Genomic DNA, 16,186 nt, shown 5'->3' on the forward strand with positions numbered 1-16,186 from the left:
TGTGACTTGTTCCATTTTAGATATTTGTTTAAGATAAGATATAACTCATTGAGATGTGTCATAGTATTCGTCGTTAGAAAACAATTATTATGACATTATTTCAATGAGTTATCTATTTTTGTCGTGTACAGAGCAGATTCAATTAAATTTTGGAAATGGAGTATTCCTACTATAGCACTAGTATCCGCTTTTTGGATCGTTTATCTATTCTGGGGAACTGATCCTGCGTCGATTAGCTGGCAGTTGCTTTTAATAAATTCAATAAAAACCTTACCCGTATTGGGATTGTTTTTCTTTACGATTTCTCAATACACCAAAGAGCGTAACTTTCAGGAAGAGTATGCATTTAAGTCCGCAGTTGCACTTACAGTTAATTCTTATGCAGAACAATTAAAAGAGACTACTAATCAAGACAAATTAATTATGGATTCTGTGCAAACCATCTATATGCCGCCCAGCAAACAAAAAGTTGATCAGCAAAAAGATGGAGTATCTTCGATTCAAAACTTAAAAGAAATGATTGGCCAAGTTAAAGAAATTAAAGATATTGTGGGTGATAGTAAGTCATGAACTTAGATCAAATTAAACAAGGATTAGAACAGGCTTTCTACACTGAAAATCACCGGATTGTCTTCTGGTACGATGCAGAACAGTCATTTACTGAAGAAATCAAAGCCCTAGAGCTAAATGATGTCCAGATTCTGAATATGGCAGAAGAGTCGAGCCTGGCGATCAAGCTCAAACTGGAACTGCAAGATCAGCAGGGTAAATACTTGCTGTATTTCCCTAGCCCTGAGCCTGAAACCGAAAAAGACTGGTTACTGGACATCAAGCTATATTCTCGCAGCTTCTATGCCGATCGTTTCTCGATTATCTTCAATGAGCTTGGCTTACAGCAGCAGAGTCTAAGAGAACATCTGGCCAAACGTGAAGAATTCCTCAAAGCCAAAGCGCGTCTGAGTACATTGAAACGCTACATCCAGTCTGATGCAGATGAACAGGATCTGGATATGGCCATGATTGCGGCTGTGGTCAAGGCCGACAGTGCCGAACTCATGCATATCGTTCTGGCGCTGGCAGATGAAATGGTCCAGCAGAACCTGGTTCTGGAAGTCAATCCCGACTCCTTTGCTGAACTGGAAAAATTCCAACTCGTACCTGCTTTAGTTACAGCATTACAGGCGGAAATTGGTTATCCAGCATCGGTTGAAGAATTGAATGGGGAAGTACCATTCAAGCTCGGTACGTTCTTTATCCGTTTGATGACTACAGGTTTCTGTGAAAGCCTGGGCGATATACCGCTATGGGCTCAAGAACTGGTGATGTCATCCGTCAGCTCCCGTGCGACGGCTAGAGCCTTCTTGTCACGCTGGAGAGATAGCTCCAAATACTACCCAACCTTCGATACGCTTTCCCAGACCGTGGCCAATGCACTGCGGATCCAAGAAAAGGTCGGGACTTTTGATCTGGAGCAGCTGCTCGATGTCATGACTTTTGAAGTGATTGAACAAAAGATCATTGTCGATCTGGCCAGCCAGATCCCTGCAGCAACCAAAGCTGAACTGGAACATTTCAGAACGATTATTTCTACCCGTCTGGATGGCTATTGGGCTTCCAAACATAAGGACGATGCAACCCGCCGTAAATACCGTACCGTCTATACAGCGTTGCAGGCAGCCATTGACCTGTTCAGCCTGCGACAGCAGTTTGATTCCGGGTTCTATTTCGACTCCAGCGAAGCCTTGTATAAAGCCTACGAGCAGGAGCTGTATCGCTTTGATATAGCCTATCGCCACTACAGTGCCGCCTCACAACGAGCTCATGTCGATATCCTGAAAAAACTCGATGAAGAAATCGAAAATTGCTATTCCTACTGGTTTATTGACCACTTAGCACGAAACTGGGGAGAGCGTGTAGAAGCTGAGCAACGCTTGAATGTCTGGAAAATGGCAGATATCCCAAATCAGCAGAACTTCTACGATACCCACGTCAGACCCTTACTCAATTCTGCAACGAAACGCCGTATTGTGGTAATTATCAGTGATGCTTTCCGTTATGAAGCTGCGGTAGAGCTGCGTGATCGTATCAATGAAAAGCGTTATTCTGAAGCGACCTTGTCTTCACAGCTGGGCATTGTCCCAAGTTACACCACACTTGGCATGGCCTCGTTGTTGCCGCATCAGACTTTGGAGTACAAAGAGGCCGCAGGTGATGATGTTTTAGTAGATGGGCAGTCCAGCAAAGGGACTGCAGCACGATCCAAAATTCTGGCTGCCTATAATGGATTGGCGGTTACCGCTGAAACGGTAAAAGGTTGGTCGCGTGATGAAGGCCGTGAAGCACTTAAAGACCATGATTTGATTTACGTTTATCACAACGTCATTGATGCTCGGGGAGACAATGCCTCTACAGAATCAGAAACCTTTATGGCTGTGGAACATGCCATTGAAGAGCTGACTGAACTTAGCCGCAAAATCTTGATGCATTTCAATATTTCTACCCTGTTGATCACAGCCGACCATGGCTTCTTGTTCCAGCAAAGTAAACTGGAATCTGCGGATCGTTCAAGCTTGACTGAAAAACCGACCAATGCATTGAAGAGCAAGAAACGCTATGTGATTGGGCATGGTTTACCAGAGAGCAAGGAAGCCTGGAAAGGCTCAACCCAAGCTACGGCAGGCACACGATCTGCGACTGATTTCTGGATTCCAAAAGGGGCGAACCGTTTCCATTTTGTAGGAGGCTCACGTTTTGTGCATGGCGGCATCATGCCTCAGGAAATTGTGGTGCCGGTACTGACGGTAAAACAGCTACGTGGTGAAAAGGCTGGACAGCGGACCAAGCGTAAAGTTGAGGTCATTTCTACCAAATCCACGCTGAAGATGGTCAATAACATCCAGAAGTTTGATTTGATGCAAACCGAAGCTGTCAGTGAGCTGGTCATGCCAGTGACTTTATCCATTGCCATTTATGATGGGGATCTTAAAGTTTCCAGTGAAGAAACCTTGACTTTTGATAGCAGTACCGACTCTGTTGCCGATCGGGTCAAACAGGTCAGACTGTCATTATCCGGTACTGATTTTGACCGTAAGAAGGATTACTTCCTAGTGCTGAAGGACAAAGACCTGAATATCGAAATGCAACGCTATAAGGTCACCATTGATCTGGCATTTACCGATGACTTCTCCTGATAACGAATTAACGATAGAGCGTAGCCTACATGGAATCTGCTAACGATAAAGAACTGGATCAGCTGCTGAATGAACACTTTGCTGGGCGGGTGGTACGTAAGGATCTAACTAAACTGATCAAAGAAGGGGCCAATGTCCCGGTCTATGTACTTGAATACCTGCTGGGAATGTACTGTGCCTCGGATGATCCAGAGATCATTGAGCAGGGACTACGTAACGTAAAGACTGTGCTGGCAGAGAACTATGTACGACCTGATGAAGCTGAGAAGGTGAAATCCCTGGTTCGTGAGCGTGGCAGTTATAAGGTCATTGATCGGGTGACCGTAAAGCTGAATGAGCGTAAGGACAAATACGAAGCATCATTTAGTAATCTGGGCATCAAAGATGCCGAGATCTCGGCAGGCATCGTCAAAGAGTATGAAAAGCTGCTGGTCGGTGGTATCTGGGTCATTGCTACGCTCAGTTATTATTTTGAAGAAGGACAGACTAGTTCTCCATTTGGGGTGAGTTTACTCAAGCCGATTCAAATGCCGAATATGAATATGGATGAACTCTTCAGTGGCAGAGCAGCATTAAGCACGGATCAGTGGCGCGAGAGTTTAATCCGTTCCATCGGCATGGAACCGGCTTCGTTAAAAGAGGACGTGCAATGGCACCTATTAGCGCGTATGGTTCCGTTCGTTGAAAATAACTATAACGTTTGTGAACTGGGACCACGCGGTACCGGGAAAAGCCATATTTACAAAGAGTGTTCACCGAATAGTATTTTAGTCTCCGGTGGACAAACGACTGTCGCCAACCTGTTCTATAACATGAGTAGCCGCCGTATTGGTCTGGTGGGCTTATGGGATGTGGTAGCTTTTGATGAAGTTGCTGGTATTTCCTTTAAGGACAAAGATGGCGTACAGATCATGAAAGACTACATGGCCTCAGGATCTTTTGCCCGTGGTCGTGAACAGATGGAAGCCTCTGCTTCGATGGTTTTTGTGGGTAATATTAACCAAAGTGTTGAATCCTTGGTGAAGACTAGCCACTTATTGGCTCCTTTTCCTGAAGCAATGATCGATTCAGCATTCTTTGATCGCTTTCATGCCTATATCCCGGGTTGGGAAATTCCAAAAATGCGTCCGGAATTCTTTACTAACCGTTATGGTCTAATCGTTGATTATCTGGCTGAATTCTTCCGGGAAATGCGTAAGCGTAGTTTTGCGGATGCCATTGAGAAGTACTTTAAGCTCGGCAACAACCTGAATCAGCGCGATGTGATTGCCGTTCGCAAGACGGTTTCTGGATTGATGAAGCTGCTCTACCCACATGGTCAATTTAACAAAGAAGATGTACGGCAATGCCTGGAATATGCACTGCAGGTGCGCCGTCGGGTCAAAGAACAGCTGAAGAAAATTGGTGGTATGGAATTCTATGATGTTCATTTCAGCTACATTGATAATGAGACGCTCGAAGAACATTTTGTATCAGTCAAAGAGCAGGGTGGTGGCGGACTGATTCCCGAAGGTCCAGCCAAGCCAGGTTTCTTATATACCATCGGGCTCAGTAATAAAGGCATGCCAGGGTTATACCGCTTAGAACTTCAAGTGACCAAAGGTTCAGGAAAATTGGCGACATCAGGCTTATGGAATTCAAGCAGTGCCAAGGAGCAGGTCAAGATCGCATTTGACTACTTCAAGGCCAATGCATCCCGGATCTCGGGGGGCAGTAAGGTGCTGGAACATGACTTCCACTTACATGTGGTGGAATTACAGAATACCGGCCCGCTCAGCCATCTTGCTCTGCCAAGTTTAGTGGCTTTTGCTTCTGGCCTGTTAGGACGATCGATACAAAGTCAGATGGTGGTACTGGGTGATATGAGCTTGGGTGGTTCTGTGACACCGGTGGAGAGTATTGCCGAATGTCTGCAAGTTGCTTTTGATGCGGGTGCCAAGAAGGTTGCTTTGCCAATGAGTAGTGCGGCAGATATCCCAACGATTCCTGTGGAACTGTTTACCAAGTTCCAGACCAGCTTCTATGCAGATCCGGTAGATGCGGTGTTTAAGGGGCTAGGGGTGGATTAATTTCATATCTGTCTGGAAGAGTTACAGTAGATTGTTTTAAATTCAGTTTCTCAAGTTTAAATACCATGTTGTAAAAGCATAATACTGCCTCTTTTAAAGAGCTAGTATTTTTAGGGGGGATTACCCTTCATTTTCTCTTGATCAGATATCTTGTACTTTGACAGGATTTTGTTGATCTAAATATTTTTGATACCAAACACGTAGTGTTTCAGGAGTACAGCCAATTTTAGGAGCAATTGCGGAAACTGCTGCCCAATTCGATGGATAATCTTTTTCGGATTCAATCAATAATTGAACCGCTCTTTCTCTGATTTCAGGGGTCAATTTTACTTTGCCATTTGTAAGGTAAAAGGGGTCAATTTTAGAATGCCGTTGACAATGTATCGCCTTTTGAGTTTGAAGCAATGTACAATGATAAGATTAACCCGTTAGGTCAGGTGGCCTAACTTAAATAAAAAGTCTCCGACAAACCCGGTACGGTTCACCCGTATTAATAACATCTGCACCCTTTAGTCCACCTGAGTCTTTTTTAATTGCTTTTGATGGAAGTCCTACTGCACGTATTTGTGTAGACAAAATTGCAAATAGTCCTTTATTAAAAACCCTGACAGCTCATGTGGTATATGTTGGTAAGCTAAATAGTGATATGACATCACAAGTCACTTGGGCAAAAGAGCTACTTGTAAATAATGGTTTTGATGTAATTGATAGCATGCTTGACGGTGATGTTGAGAAATCTATATTGGATTATCAAGAAAAAAACGTTATTGATATGATTGTGATTGGTGCATATGGTCATTCAAAGATACGCCAGTTTTTTATTGGTAGTACGACGACCAAATTGTTATCAAGCTCTATAAAACCTGTACTTTTATTGAGATAAGACCTAAGGCGTTAAGTAGATATTCTATCTATTTAACGCCTTGTATTTATCATTCAATAGAGCAAATAGAATTATGAAAATGGAATTATTTTAGCTTACCTAATATAGGTAACGTATTGAAAAGAGTCTATTTTAAAATCCTCTAATGAGATAGATAGCTCATTTTTCTAAATAATTTTTAGTATCAATTTCGTGTAGATAAGCAACGATTTCCTCCACTGTGGTTCTCGCTGTTCTAGAAACTCCAATTATCGTAGCTGAAGCCATCCCAGTCCATTCCCCATAGCCTACCAACCACAAGTTCGGCATCTTGACCGATCTTCCGTCCTTAACCTCTATCAGGTTGTCTGGCTCTATCACCCCCAGAGTCCTCAAGTGATCCAAAGAAGCTTTAAACCCTGTACACCAGATCACCGCATCGACTTGCTCTTTTGAGCCATCAGGCCAAATGATAGAGTCTGTGGTAAATGATTTAAAAGGTGGACGACTATGCAAAACCCCTCTCTGCCTTGCCTCCTTAACACTATCAATCATCACAATATCACCAAGCCCCCCAACAGGCTGATCAATGACTTTACCCTCTTGCTGTGCTTTTAAGCGTTCCGTCGCTCTTAAAAACAGTACACGACCGTCCACATCATCGGATAAAAATTGAGGTGGAGTTTTCGTGACCCAAATGGTTTCAGCAACTTGTGAAACCTCAGCGAGTATTTGAGCGCCTGAATTCCCACCACCCACAACGATGACTTTCTTACCTTTAAATGGGTCTGCATTCATGTAATGGGCTGAATGTAACTGTGTACCTTGAAAGTTTTCTTGTCCCGGATAATCAGGAATAAACGGCTGGCTCCATGTCCCGGTTGCACTAACCACGGCCTTGGCTCGCCAAAACTTTTCTCCAGCATATACGTCTAAATACTTTCCATTCGATTCCACACGATCGACATGTACTGGACGAACAATCGGAAATTGATATCTCTGTTCATAAGCCGATAAATACTGAATCACCTCATTTCGTGTTGGATAGGTCTGTTCAGTGATGGGCATCATCCAACCGGATAGAGAACTCCAGGTATTAGGAGAAAAAAGACGCAATGACTCCCAGGTATGCAGCCAGGCACCCCCTGCTTGATTTTGCTCATCCAATATAATGAATGGGATTTTCTTGCGCTTTAAAAAATAAGCAGTAGATAAAGCAGCCTGTCCACCACCTATAATGATGACATCTGTTTCCGTCTGTTTCTGGTTCAACGCCTTTTCCCCTTTTGTTTTTTATATCTGATTTCTTTAGTGCAAAAACCCAATCATGAAGACTGGGTTTTTACATTTATTCACTTTTTCAATTATGACAACCTACTCATCAATTCAGATTATCAAGATATTTTTCAGCATCAAGTGCAGCCATACAGCCTGAACCTGCCGAAGTAATCGCTTGACGGTAAACGCTGTCAGCAATATCACCCGCAGCAAATACACCCGGAACAGATGCAGCAGTCGCATTACCTGCCGTACCGCTTTGAACCTGAATATAACCATCACGAAGGTTCAACTGACCTTCAAACATGCCGCTATTCGGTTTATGACCAATGGCAACAAATAAGCCAGTAACTTCTACATCTTGTTTAGAGCCATCTTGGGTAGATTGCAGGCGAACTGCAGTTACACCTGACGTTCTGTCACCAAGAACTTCGTCCACTTGATGATTCCAAGTGATGCTGATTTTACCTTCTTTCTCTTTCTCGAACAGATGATCTTGAAGAATTTTCTCTGAACGCAAAGAGTCACGACGGTGAACTAGAGTCACGTGTGAAGCAATGTTGGATAGATAAAGGGCTTCTTCAACCGCAGTATTACCACCACCGACAACCATAACTTTTTGGTTTTTGTAGAAGAAACCATCACAGGTTGCACAGGCACTTACGCCTTGACCCATAAATGCAGCTTCAGATTCAAGACCTAAGTACTGAGCCGTTGCACCTGTTGCAATAATCAGGGCATCACAAGTGAACTCTTCCATATCACCTTTTAGAACGAATGGACGAACGCTTAAATCAACTTCGTTGATATGGTCATAGACAATGTCAGTACCAAAGCGTTCAGCATGCGCTTGCATACGTTCCATGAGTGCAGGACCAGTTAGACCTTCAGGGTCACCCGGCCAATTGTCGACTTCGGTTGTTGTGGTCAACTGACCACCTAGCTGTAAACCGGCAATCAGCGTTGGCTTTAAGTTGGCACGTGCAGCATATACAGCTGCGCTATAACCCGCAGGGCCTGAACCTAGAATAATTAATTTAGAATGTCTCTTTTGCATTTAATATCACCTAGCGTTTACAAACTACGCTGATTCACACGTTTAGATAATTCTTCAGCCGATTCCTTACGTTCAGAATAACGATCTGTCAGGTATTTGCTTTGACCACGGGTCAGTAGGGTGAACTTAAATAACTCTTCCATCACATCCACAATCCGGTCATAGAAAGCTGAAGGTTTCATTCGTCCATCTTCTTCGAATTCCAAGAATGCTTTTGGAACTGAGGACTGATTTGGAATGGTGATCATCCGCATCCAACGACCCAAAATACGCATCTGGTTCAGGCTGTTAAATGACTGTGATCCGCCACTGACTTGCATCAAGGCAAGAGTTTTACCTTGGGTGGCACGGATTGCACCCCCTGCCAGTGGAATCCAGTCTATTTGTGATTTAAAAATTGAACTCATAGAACCATGGCGTTCAGGTGAACACCAGACCATGCCTTCTGACCATGCTAAAAGTTCATGCAACTCTTTTACTTTTGGATGCTCAGTATCCGCATCTTCAGGTAAAGGAAGCCCTTTAGGATGAAAGATTTTTACTTCCGCCCCAAAATGCTCCAGGATTCGACCGGCTTCAAGAACGGCAAGGCGACTGTAAGAGCGTTCTCGATTCGAGCCGTAAAGGAGCAAAATGCGAGGGGGATGAGCAAGTTCTTTTGCCTGAACTTTTTCAAAAGTCGGTTGCTCAAGAAGATTAAGATCTACGTTTGGGAGATTCATAGAATTAGGCCTCTTTAAAAACTTTTTTTCTCAGCCAGAGCGAAACACTCACCAAGGCAATCAACACCGGAACTTCGACCAATGGACCAATAATCGTGGTAAAAGCAACAGGTGAAGCGATACCAAAAGTGGCAATTGCGACTGCCAGTGATAATTCAAAATTATTCCCGGCTGCAGTAAATGCGATTGCTGTGGTCTTAGGATAGTCATTGCCCATCCATTTACTCATGAAGAAGCTGATAAAGAACATCAAAACGAAGTAAATGGTTAAAGGAACCGCGATTCGTAAAACTTCCAGTGGAAGACTCACGACATCACCACCTTTTAGGCTAAACATGGCCAGAATCGTGAACAGTAAAGCCATTAAACTCAGCGGGCTGATTTTCGGAATAAACTGAGTTTCATACCACTCTACCCCTTTTTGTTTCACCAGAATCCAACGCGTTAAGAAACCCAACAGAAATGGAATACCAAGATAAACCAGAACAGCATGGGTGATGGTCCAGAAATCAACATTAATGACCTGTGAAGCAACACCGAAATAAGGTGGCAGGAAGGTCAGGAATAACCAGGCATAGGTACTGAAGAATAAAATCTGGAAGATACTGTTAAAGGCAACTAAGGCTGCAACATATTGATTATCACCACAAGCTAGGCCATTCCAAACCAATACCATGGCAATACATCGAGCTAGACCAATTAGGATGACACCAGTCATATATTCGGGATAGCTATGTAAAAATATAATAGCCAGAGCAAACATCAGTACTGGGGCAATTAGCCAGTTTTGTATTAAAGATAAAGTTAGTGTTTTTTTATCTTTAAATACTTGTGGCAACGTCGCATAGTTCACTTTTGCCAGGGGGGGATACATCATCAGAATAAGACCAACTGCAATTGGAATATTCACAGAGTTGATACTTAATTGATCGAGTGCGACAGAAGCTTGCGGAAAGAAGTTTCCGATTGCAATACCTAGAGCCATGGCAATAAAAATCCATAGCGTCAGGTTACGATCTAAAAAGGATAAGCGTTTTTCAGACATATCTCTTACTCAACATTCGAAATTTTATTGATTTCAGCAATGAGTTCAGGACGAGAAAGTTTATTTACATCTAGGGCAAATAAAGCATCTAAACGACGGTTGATATGTTCAACAGTGGTCATAAAAGCTTTCATTTTTTCTTCTTTATTTACTTCCAGGTGTGAAGGATCAGCTAGGCCCCAATGTGCCTTGATTGCTCCACCCAAATAAAGTGGACAGGCTTCTTGAGCAGCAGAGTCACATACCGTGATCACAACATCAGGTTGGTACTGTTCACAGTCATCAATCGTTTTACTCCATAAACCTTCAGTAGATAACCCTAAGTTTTCAAGGGTTTCTAAAGTTAGCGGGTGAACTTGACCTGAAGGCTTACTCCCAGCGCTATAGGCTTTCCAACCTTCTGGTGCTCGGCTATTAAACAAAACTTCAGACAAAATGCTACGGCAGCTATTTCCAGTACATAAAAATAAAAATTTCATTGAATTACTCACAATAACTATTTACAGAAAGGGGGTGTTGATCATCCAGCTTTGATTGAGATTGAACCGTCTTCAAAATATCTAAAATTTCATAACACCAGTTGGCCAATTTTGGATTGATACTGTAGTAAACCCATTGGCCTTGTCTGCGATCTTGAAGTAGCCCTGAAGCACGTAAAAGGGCTAAATGTCTTGAAATTTTAGGTTGACTGAGTTGTAGTTTTTCAGTCAAATCACATACACATAGTTCTTTATTTTCAACAATTAATGTCACTATATTGAGACGTGTTTCATCTGATAAGCATTTAAAAAAATTAACTTGATCCATATAAGTCTCCTTCACATTCTTTCCATTCAAGAGATGAGAAAGTGCTATTTAATTCTTAGGCCATTTTCATCAATAATTTTTTCACCATCTTCTTTGCTAAATGCGCCTTTCTGAGGAAACGGGAGAATATCCAAAACAACTTCAGAAGGACGACACAAACGTGTACCTAAATCCGTAACAACGAATGGGCGGTTAATCAAAATAGGATGTTGAAGCATAAAATTTAAAAGCTGTTCATCAGACCAATCTTCCCGAACAATTTCTAAATCAGAATATGGAGGTACATTTTTACGAATTGCTTCTCTAACACTTAAACCAGCACTACGAATAAGTTCAATTAATTCTGCTTTCGAAGGTGGGGTAATTAGATATTCAATAACGATTGGTTCAATTCCTGCATTTTGAATTAAAGCTAAGGTATTCCTTGATGTACCACACTCAGGATTGTGATAAATCTTTATGGTCGAGAACATTTTGACTGACTCTGCTATTAGAAACTCAGATATATTTATATACGTATTTCCACATATATGCAAATACATATATTGATTTTATTTAAATTACTTAATGTCAATAAATGTATATATATTCTTGCAAATTCTTATGAGTGAGAAAAAACTCGTTATTTAAATATGTATATTTAGAGCATACCCTAAAGTTACAATCTGAAAGTTCATGAAATTATGTATCATTTAAATGATTTTTAATCATAAATAACATGTAACTTTAGTATTAAAGATTTATAATTTACGAAATTGTTCATTTTTATCCAATTGGGGCGTGAAAAATTGAAAGGCCAAAAAGTAGGGTATATCCGGGTAAGTTCTGTCGAGCAAAACACTGGACGTCAACTTGAGGGAATTGAAGTCGACCGGATTTTTGTTGACCGTGCTTCAGGTAAAAATACTGACCGACCTAAATTTCAGGAAATGTTGAACTATGTCCGGGAAGGGGACAGGGTGATTGTACATTCCATGGATCGTTTTGCGCGAAGCCTGAAAGATTTGGTCACTGAAGTAGATAAACTGGTCAAACGAGGGATTGCCATCCAGTTTGTAAAAGAAAATATTACTTTTACGGCCGAATCCACCCCGATGGATAATTTGATGCTGCAATTGATGGGTGCTTTTGCACAGTTCGAACGTGAGATAATTTTAGAGCGGCAAAAGGAAGGAATAAAACTCGCCTCTGCTCAGGGGAAGTACAAAGGTCGGGTGCATAAACTAAAGCCTGACCAAGCTGAAGCTTTACGACAAGCATGGAGGGAAGGGAAGTATCCATCAAAAATGGCATTAGGAAAAGCTTTTGGGATTAGTCGTCAGGCGGTATACCGATATTTACAAGTTAGTGAATAGCTTATTGGGATTGGCAACTAAATTTAGTTTAACTTGGCTTTGTTGCACAAAGCTATTCTTGAAGGCTTCTTCAGCAATATAATTTCCAGATGAAGAAGCCTGCACCTAAAATCTACCGTACAACCAATTGGTCCTCGTATAACCAAGCTTTAATCAAGCGAGGAAATATTTCAATCTGGTTTGATCCTAAGACCCAATGGTATGCACAACCACAAGGCAAGCACGGACGAAATCAAACTTATTCCGATACAGCGATTCAATGCTGTTTAATGATCAAATCTCTATTCCGTCTTTCTTTACGTATGGTCACTGGCTTTGCTCAAAGCCTGATTAAACTCTGTGGCTTGAATTGGACAGCACCAGATTACTCCACCCTCTGTAGACGACAAAAGCATATTGATATTGCGATAAGCTATCAGAAAAGTCGTGATGGGTTACACCTACTCGCCGACTCTACGGGTTTAAAATTTTTAGGTGAAGGCGAATGGAAGCGTAAGAAACATCAGCCTGAATACCGTCGGCAATGGCGTAAACTGCATATTGGTATAGATGCTGAAACACTGCAAATACGTGCCGTTCAGCTTACGACAAATAATGTCAGTGATTCACAAGTACTAAGTGATTTACTTGATCAAATCCCACCAGATGAGCGAATAGATTCTGTCTATACCGATGGGGCGTACGACACGAAGTGCTGCAGACAAGTGATTTCAGATCGTCAAGCACATGCAGTAATTCCACCCAGAAAGAATGCCAAGCCCTGGAAAGATTCTAAAATCAGTTCAATAGAACGAAATGAGTTACTTCAAACAGTTAAACATTTGGGCAGAACCCTATGGAAAAAATGGTCGGGTTATCACCGTCGCAGTTTGGTGGAAACCAAGATGCATTGCATCAAATTATTAGGAGATAAGCTGACGGCAAGACATTTTCAAAGTCAGGTCAATGAAATTCATGCGCGTGTGGCAGTTCTGAATAGATTTACGGAATTAGGTAGACCTCACACCCAAGTTGTCACTTAAATTTGAATGGATTGGGGAAAACTCAGCTTTTGAATGTTTATGCAACAAAGCCGTTCTAGGATGATACTGTATTGTTCATCTACATTTTCTCAGAATTTTGAACACCCTCCATTAATTGACTAAGATGGCGATTCAACTAAACTGAAAGTGCTGTTCGCAATACCACTAAGGGTATCAGCGAGAACAGCAAGTATTTCTATTCAGTAAAGGAAGGAGTCCGTAATGGCTAAAAAGACAATTGCGAAATTTGATATCTCGGTAACCGCACCAGAGGGTTTTGAACATGAGCCTGACGCAACAGGCGGTTTTTGGTGCCATAAACCGCTTAACACTTTGCCACCGGGGGATTTTATATCGCCCTATTCGCGTCATAAAACCTTACCAACTCCAGGAGTCGAAAAGCGTAAAGCGTGGATAATTGGTGGTGGTATCGGGGGGCTTGCCGCGGCATTTTATTTAATTCGCGATGGTCATATGCCCGCCGAAAATATCACTATTTTAGAAGAAATGAGTGTAGAAGGCGGCTCTATGGATGGTGCGGGTAACCTCGAAGACGGTTACATCATTCGCGGTGGTCGTGAAATGAACTGGAACTACGACACCCTCTGGGATCTATTCCAGGACATTCCCGCCCTTGAACTTCCCGAAGAGTATTCTGTTCTCGATGAATACCGAATGATAAACGACAACGACCCAAATTACTCTAAGGCCCGTTTAATTAACAAGTCCGGCGAGATCCTTGACTCAGAAGACATGGGGCTGAGTAAATCTCAGCAATGGGAACTTATCCGCTTAATGCTGAAACGCAAGGAAGAGTTAGACGACATAAGCATTGAGGAATATTTCAGTGAAGGCTTTTTACAAAGCAACTTCTGGTTTTTATTCCGTACTATGTTTGCTTTTAAAAACTGCCACAGCGTGTTGGAAACCAAGCTCTATTTGCATCGTTTTCTGGACTCAATTGACGGCTTTGGTGACATGTCTGTTCTGCTTTTCCCTAAATACAATCAGTACGACACCTTTATAAAGCCACTGACCAATTTTCTGCGTGAAAAAGGAGTGAAATTTACCTTTGAAGCCAGAGTAGATGACCTTGATATGAGCATTACCGGAGACAACAAGACGGTAACCGGAATTCAGGCCGTTGTTAAAGGTGAAGAGCAATATATTGAAGTTGGCAAGAATGATTTAGTGTTCGCCCTCACCGGATCAATGACTGAACAGACGGCTTATGCCGGTATGGATGATGCCCCGGAGCTTAACTGTGAAAGGCATGACCCGGGTAGCGAAAGTGGCTGGAACTTATGGAAGAACCTCGCCAAGAAGTCTCCCGTTTTCGGTAAGCCAGAAAAATTTTATGGTGACGTAGACAAGTCTATATGGGAGTCGGCCACCCTTACCTGCAAGCCCTCACCCCTTGTCGATAAACTGAAAACCTTATCAGTAAACGACCCATACTCCGGTCGAACCGTAACCGGCGGCATAGTGACTTTTACTGACTCCAACTGGCTGTTAAGTGTTACCTGTAATCGCCAACCCCACTTCCCCGACCAGCCAGATGACACATTGGTGTTGTGGGTTTATGGCCTGTTGATGGATAAGCAAGGCAACCGTGTAAACAAAACCATGCCAGAATGCACCGGTAAAGAAATTCTGACCGAGCTTTGCCATCATCTGGGTATTGAAGACCAGTTAGATGAGGTTATAGCCAACACCAAAATACGCATTGCGCTTATGCCTTATATTACAGCTCAGTTTATGCCCAGAGCTGCAGGCGACAGGCCCAGAGTAGTTCCTGAAGGCTGCACGAATTTAGGCTTAGTGGGACAATTTGTAGAAACTCGCAATGACATAATATTCACCATGGAAGCCTCTATTCGCACCGCCCGTATTGGTGTGTATAAACTGCTGAATATTCCCAAACAGGTGCCTGATATAAGCCCGACACAATACGACATTCGTAACATCATAAAAGGTGCCAGAGCGCTCAATAGCAATAAGCCTTTTATTGGCGAGCGTATGCTGCACCGCTTACTCGACAAAACCTACTTTGCCCACATACTGCCGCCGCTGCCCGAACCGGAGGAGAAAAAGCAAACGCACTTCGAAGAAGAGCTAAGGGAACTGCTTGGTAAAGGCGGTGACTCAATACATAAATTCTCAAGCTGGGTTAACTCGCTGAGGGAGAATTTTTCGAGCAAAGATAAATAGCGGGTTAGGTTTTGTTTTTTGCACAAAAAAGCCGCTCGAATGAGCGGCTTCTTATATGGAATTGGTGGAGCTGGGCACTGTTGCAAATAGAGATTTGAGTCGATGATGTTCCCTTTAAAAAGTACTTAGAGACCGAAAACCCTGTTGATTAGACACACTTCACCCTGAGGCTGACCATAATAAAATGACGATGCTTGTCCTTTACGTAGTGCACGCATGACTTCAATACCTTTAATTGTGGCATAAGCCGTCTTCATAGATTTGAATCCTAATGTGGCCCTGATGATCCGCTTTAACTTACCATGATCACATTCAATGACATTATTTTTATACTTAATCTGCCTGTGCTCAAGGTCTGGTGGACATTTTCCTTCTCGCTTTAATCGTGATAAAGCATGGCCATAGGTCGCTGCTTTATCTGTATTGATGACCCGTGGAATTTGCCATTTTTTCACCGTATTGAATATCTTTCCTAGAAAACTATAGGCTGATTTACTGTTCCGCCTAGCGGAAAGGTAAAAGTCAATCGTATGACCACGTTGATCAACTGCACGATACAGATAAGAC

General features: G+C 42.5%; 14 protein-coding genes and 2 pseudogenes. 7 read left to right on the plus strand and 9 right to left on the minus strand.

Features of this window, described 5'->3' with window-relative positions; all coding sequences use genetic code 11:
• Positions 1 to 123 precede the first annotated feature (123 nt).
• The 3 genes from G5T77_RS08455 to brxL are packed head-to-tail and all read left to right on the plus strand — an operon-like array spanning position 124 to position 5,260.
• Positions 124 to 570 carry a hypothetical protein gene (locus G5T77_RS08455; RefSeq protein WP_171521887.1) on the plus strand — a complete coding sequence of 149 codons (447 nt, stop codon included), beginning with the start codon at positions 124 to 126 and terminating at the stop codon, positions 568 to 570.
• Positions 567 to 3,191, plus strand: a complete 2,625-nt coding sequence (gene pglZ, locus G5T77_RS08460) for a BREX-1 system phosphatase PglZ type A (protein ID WP_166134755.1) — start codon at positions 567 to 569, stop codon at positions 3,189 to 3,191. The genes G5T77_RS08455 and pglZ overlap by 4 nt, the downstream gene beginning before the upstream one ends.
• Positions 3,192 to 3,220: 29 nt before the next feature.
• Positions 3,221 to 5,260: a protease Lon-related BREX system protein BrxL gene (brxL, locus tag G5T77_RS08465; protein ID WP_166134752.1), complete on the plus strand. Its 2,040-nt coding sequence runs from the start codon at positions 3,221 to 3,223 to the stop codon at positions 5,258 to 5,260.
• A gap of 125 nt (positions 5,261 to 5,385) precedes the next feature.
• On the opposite strand, the pseudogene G5T77_RS08470 reads toward brxL, so the two are convergent.
• Positions 5,386 to 5,620 (minus strand): annotated as a pseudogene (locus G5T77_RS08470) (hypothetical protein); the annotation flags it as partial.
• A gap of 124 nt (positions 5,621 to 5,744) precedes the next feature.
• On the opposite strand from G5T77_RS08470, the pseudogene G5T77_RS17180 reads away from it, so the two are divergent.
• Positions 5,745 to 6,143: pseudogene (locus G5T77_RS17180) on the plus strand (universal stress protein); the annotation flags it as partial.
• A gap of 159 nt (positions 6,144 to 6,302) precedes the next feature.
• On the opposite strand, the gene G5T77_RS08480 reads toward G5T77_RS17180, so the two are convergent.
• From G5T77_RS08480 to arsC, 7 genes are all read right to left on the minus strand, one after another.
• Positions 6,303 to 7,394, minus strand: a complete 1,092-nt coding sequence (locus G5T77_RS08480) for an ArsO family NAD(P)H-dependent flavin-containing monooxygenase (RefSeq protein ID WP_005253618.1) — start codon at positions 7,392 to 7,394, stop codon at positions 6,303 to 6,305.
• A 109-nt stretch (positions 7,395 to 7,503) separates the two neighbouring features.
• A complete protein-coding gene (gene trxB / locus G5T77_RS08485) occupies positions 7,504 to 8,457 on the minus strand; it encodes a thioredoxin-disulfide reductase (RefSeq protein WP_005021621.1) in 954 nt (317 codons plus the stop codon).
• A gap of 17 nt (positions 8,458 to 8,474) precedes the next feature.
• Positions 8,475 to 9,179 (minus strand): arsenical resistance protein ArsH, encoded by a 705-nt coding sequence (gene arsH, locus G5T77_RS08490; protein WP_005253621.1) that lies wholly within the window; start codon positions 9,177 to 9,179, stop codon positions 8,475 to 8,477.
• Between the two features lie 4 nt (positions 9,180 to 9,183).
• Positions 9,184 to 10,224, minus strand: a complete 1,041-nt coding sequence (arsB, locus tag G5T77_RS08495; protein ID WP_010116223.1) for an ACR3 family arsenite efflux transporter — start codon at positions 10,222 to 10,224, stop codon at positions 9,184 to 9,186.
• A gap of 5 nt (positions 10,225 to 10,229) precedes the next feature.
• Positions 10,230 to 10,703 (minus strand): arsenate reductase ArsC, encoded by a 474-nt coding sequence (locus G5T77_RS08500; RefSeq protein ID WP_004726772.1) that lies wholly within the window; start codon positions 10,701 to 10,703, stop codon positions 10,230 to 10,232.
• Between the two features lie 4 nt (positions 10,704 to 10,707).
• The gene (locus G5T77_RS08505; RefSeq protein ID WP_004644742.1) at positions 10,708 to 11,031 is read right to left on the minus strand and encodes a metalloregulator ArsR/SmtB family transcription factor; all 324 of its coding nucleotides are present in this window, start codon (positions 11,029 to 11,031) and stop codon (positions 10,708 to 10,710) included.
• Positions 11,032 to 11,075: 44 nt separating this feature from the next.
• Positions 11,076 to 11,504: an arsenate reductase (glutaredoxin) gene (arsC, locus tag G5T77_RS08510; RefSeq protein WP_004644743.1), complete on the minus strand. Its 429-nt coding sequence runs from the start codon at positions 11,502 to 11,504 to the stop codon at positions 11,076 to 11,078.
• 315 nt (positions 11,505 to 11,819) lie between these two features.
• Between arsC and G5T77_RS08515 the strand changes: the two genes are divergently transcribed.
• From G5T77_RS08515 to G5T77_RS08525, 3 genes are all read left to right on the plus strand, one after another.
• Entirely contained in the window at positions 11,820 to 12,386 is a 567-nt protein-coding gene (locus tag G5T77_RS08515; protein WP_004282172.1) for a recombinase family protein, read from the plus strand.
• A gap of 89 nt (positions 12,387 to 12,475) precedes the next feature.
• The gene (locus tag G5T77_RS08520) at positions 12,476 to 13,408 is read left to right on the plus strand and encodes an IS5 family transposase (protein WP_166134749.1); all 933 of its coding nucleotides are present in this window, start codon (positions 12,476 to 12,478) and stop codon (positions 13,406 to 13,408) included.
• A 222-nt stretch (positions 13,409 to 13,630) separates the two neighbouring features.
• Positions 13,631 to 15,619, plus strand: a complete 1,989-nt coding sequence (locus G5T77_RS08525) for an oleate hydratase (RefSeq protein ID WP_166134746.1) — start codon at positions 13,631 to 13,633, stop codon at positions 15,617 to 15,619.
• Positions 15,620 to 15,744: 125 nt separating this feature from the next.
• On the opposite strand, the gene G5T77_RS08530 is transcribed toward G5T77_RS08525, so the two are convergent.
• A partial coding sequence (locus tag G5T77_RS08530; protein WP_166134743.1) for an IS6 family transposase occupies positions 15,745 to 16,186 on the minus strand: 442 nt, incomplete at its 5' end.

The sequence above is a fragment of the Acinetobacter sp. GFQ9D191M genome (assembly GCF_011174875.1).
GTDB lineage: Bacteria > Pseudomonadota > Gammaproteobacteria > Pseudomonadales > Moraxellaceae > Acinetobacter.

Excerpts from the sequence above, each read along its gene's own strand:
- pglZ (WP_166134755.1), top strand. The coding sequence starts at position 567 with ATGAACTTAGATCAAATTAAACAAGGATTAGAACAGGCTTTCTACACT.
- brxL (WP_166134752.1), top strand. The coding sequence starts at position 3,221 with ATGGAATCTGCTAACGATAAAGAACTGGATCAGCTGCTGAATGAACAC.
- trxB (WP_005021621.1), bottom strand. The coding sequence starts at position 8,457 with ATGCAAAAGAGACATTCTAAATTAATTATTCTAGGTTCAGGCCCTGCG.
- arsH (WP_005253621.1), bottom strand. The coding sequence starts at position 9,179 with ATGAATCTCCCAAACGTAGATCTTAATCTTCTTGAGCAACCGACTTTT.
- arsB (WP_010116223.1), bottom strand. The coding sequence starts at position 10,224 with ATGTCTGAAAAACGCTTATCCTTTTTAGATCGTAACCTGACGCTATGG.
- G5T77_RS08500 (WP_004726772.1), bottom strand. The coding sequence starts at position 10,703 with ATGAAATTTTTATTTTTATGTACTGGAAATAGCTGCCGTAGCATTTTG.
- G5T77_RS08505 (WP_004644742.1), bottom strand. The coding sequence starts at position 11,031 with ATGGATCAAGTTAATTTTTTTAAATGCTTATCAGATGAAACACGTCTC.
- arsC (WP_004644743.1), bottom strand. The coding sequence starts at position 11,504 with ATGTTCTCGACCATAAAGATTTATCACAATCCTGAGTGTGGTACATCA.
- G5T77_RS08520 (WP_166134749.1), top strand. The coding sequence starts at position 12,476 with ATGAAGAAGCCTGCACCTAAAATCTACCGTACAACCAATTGGTCCTCG.
- G5T77_RS08525 (WP_166134746.1), top strand. The coding sequence starts at position 13,631 with ATGGCTAAAAAGACAATTGCGAAATTTGATATCTCGGTAACCGCACCA.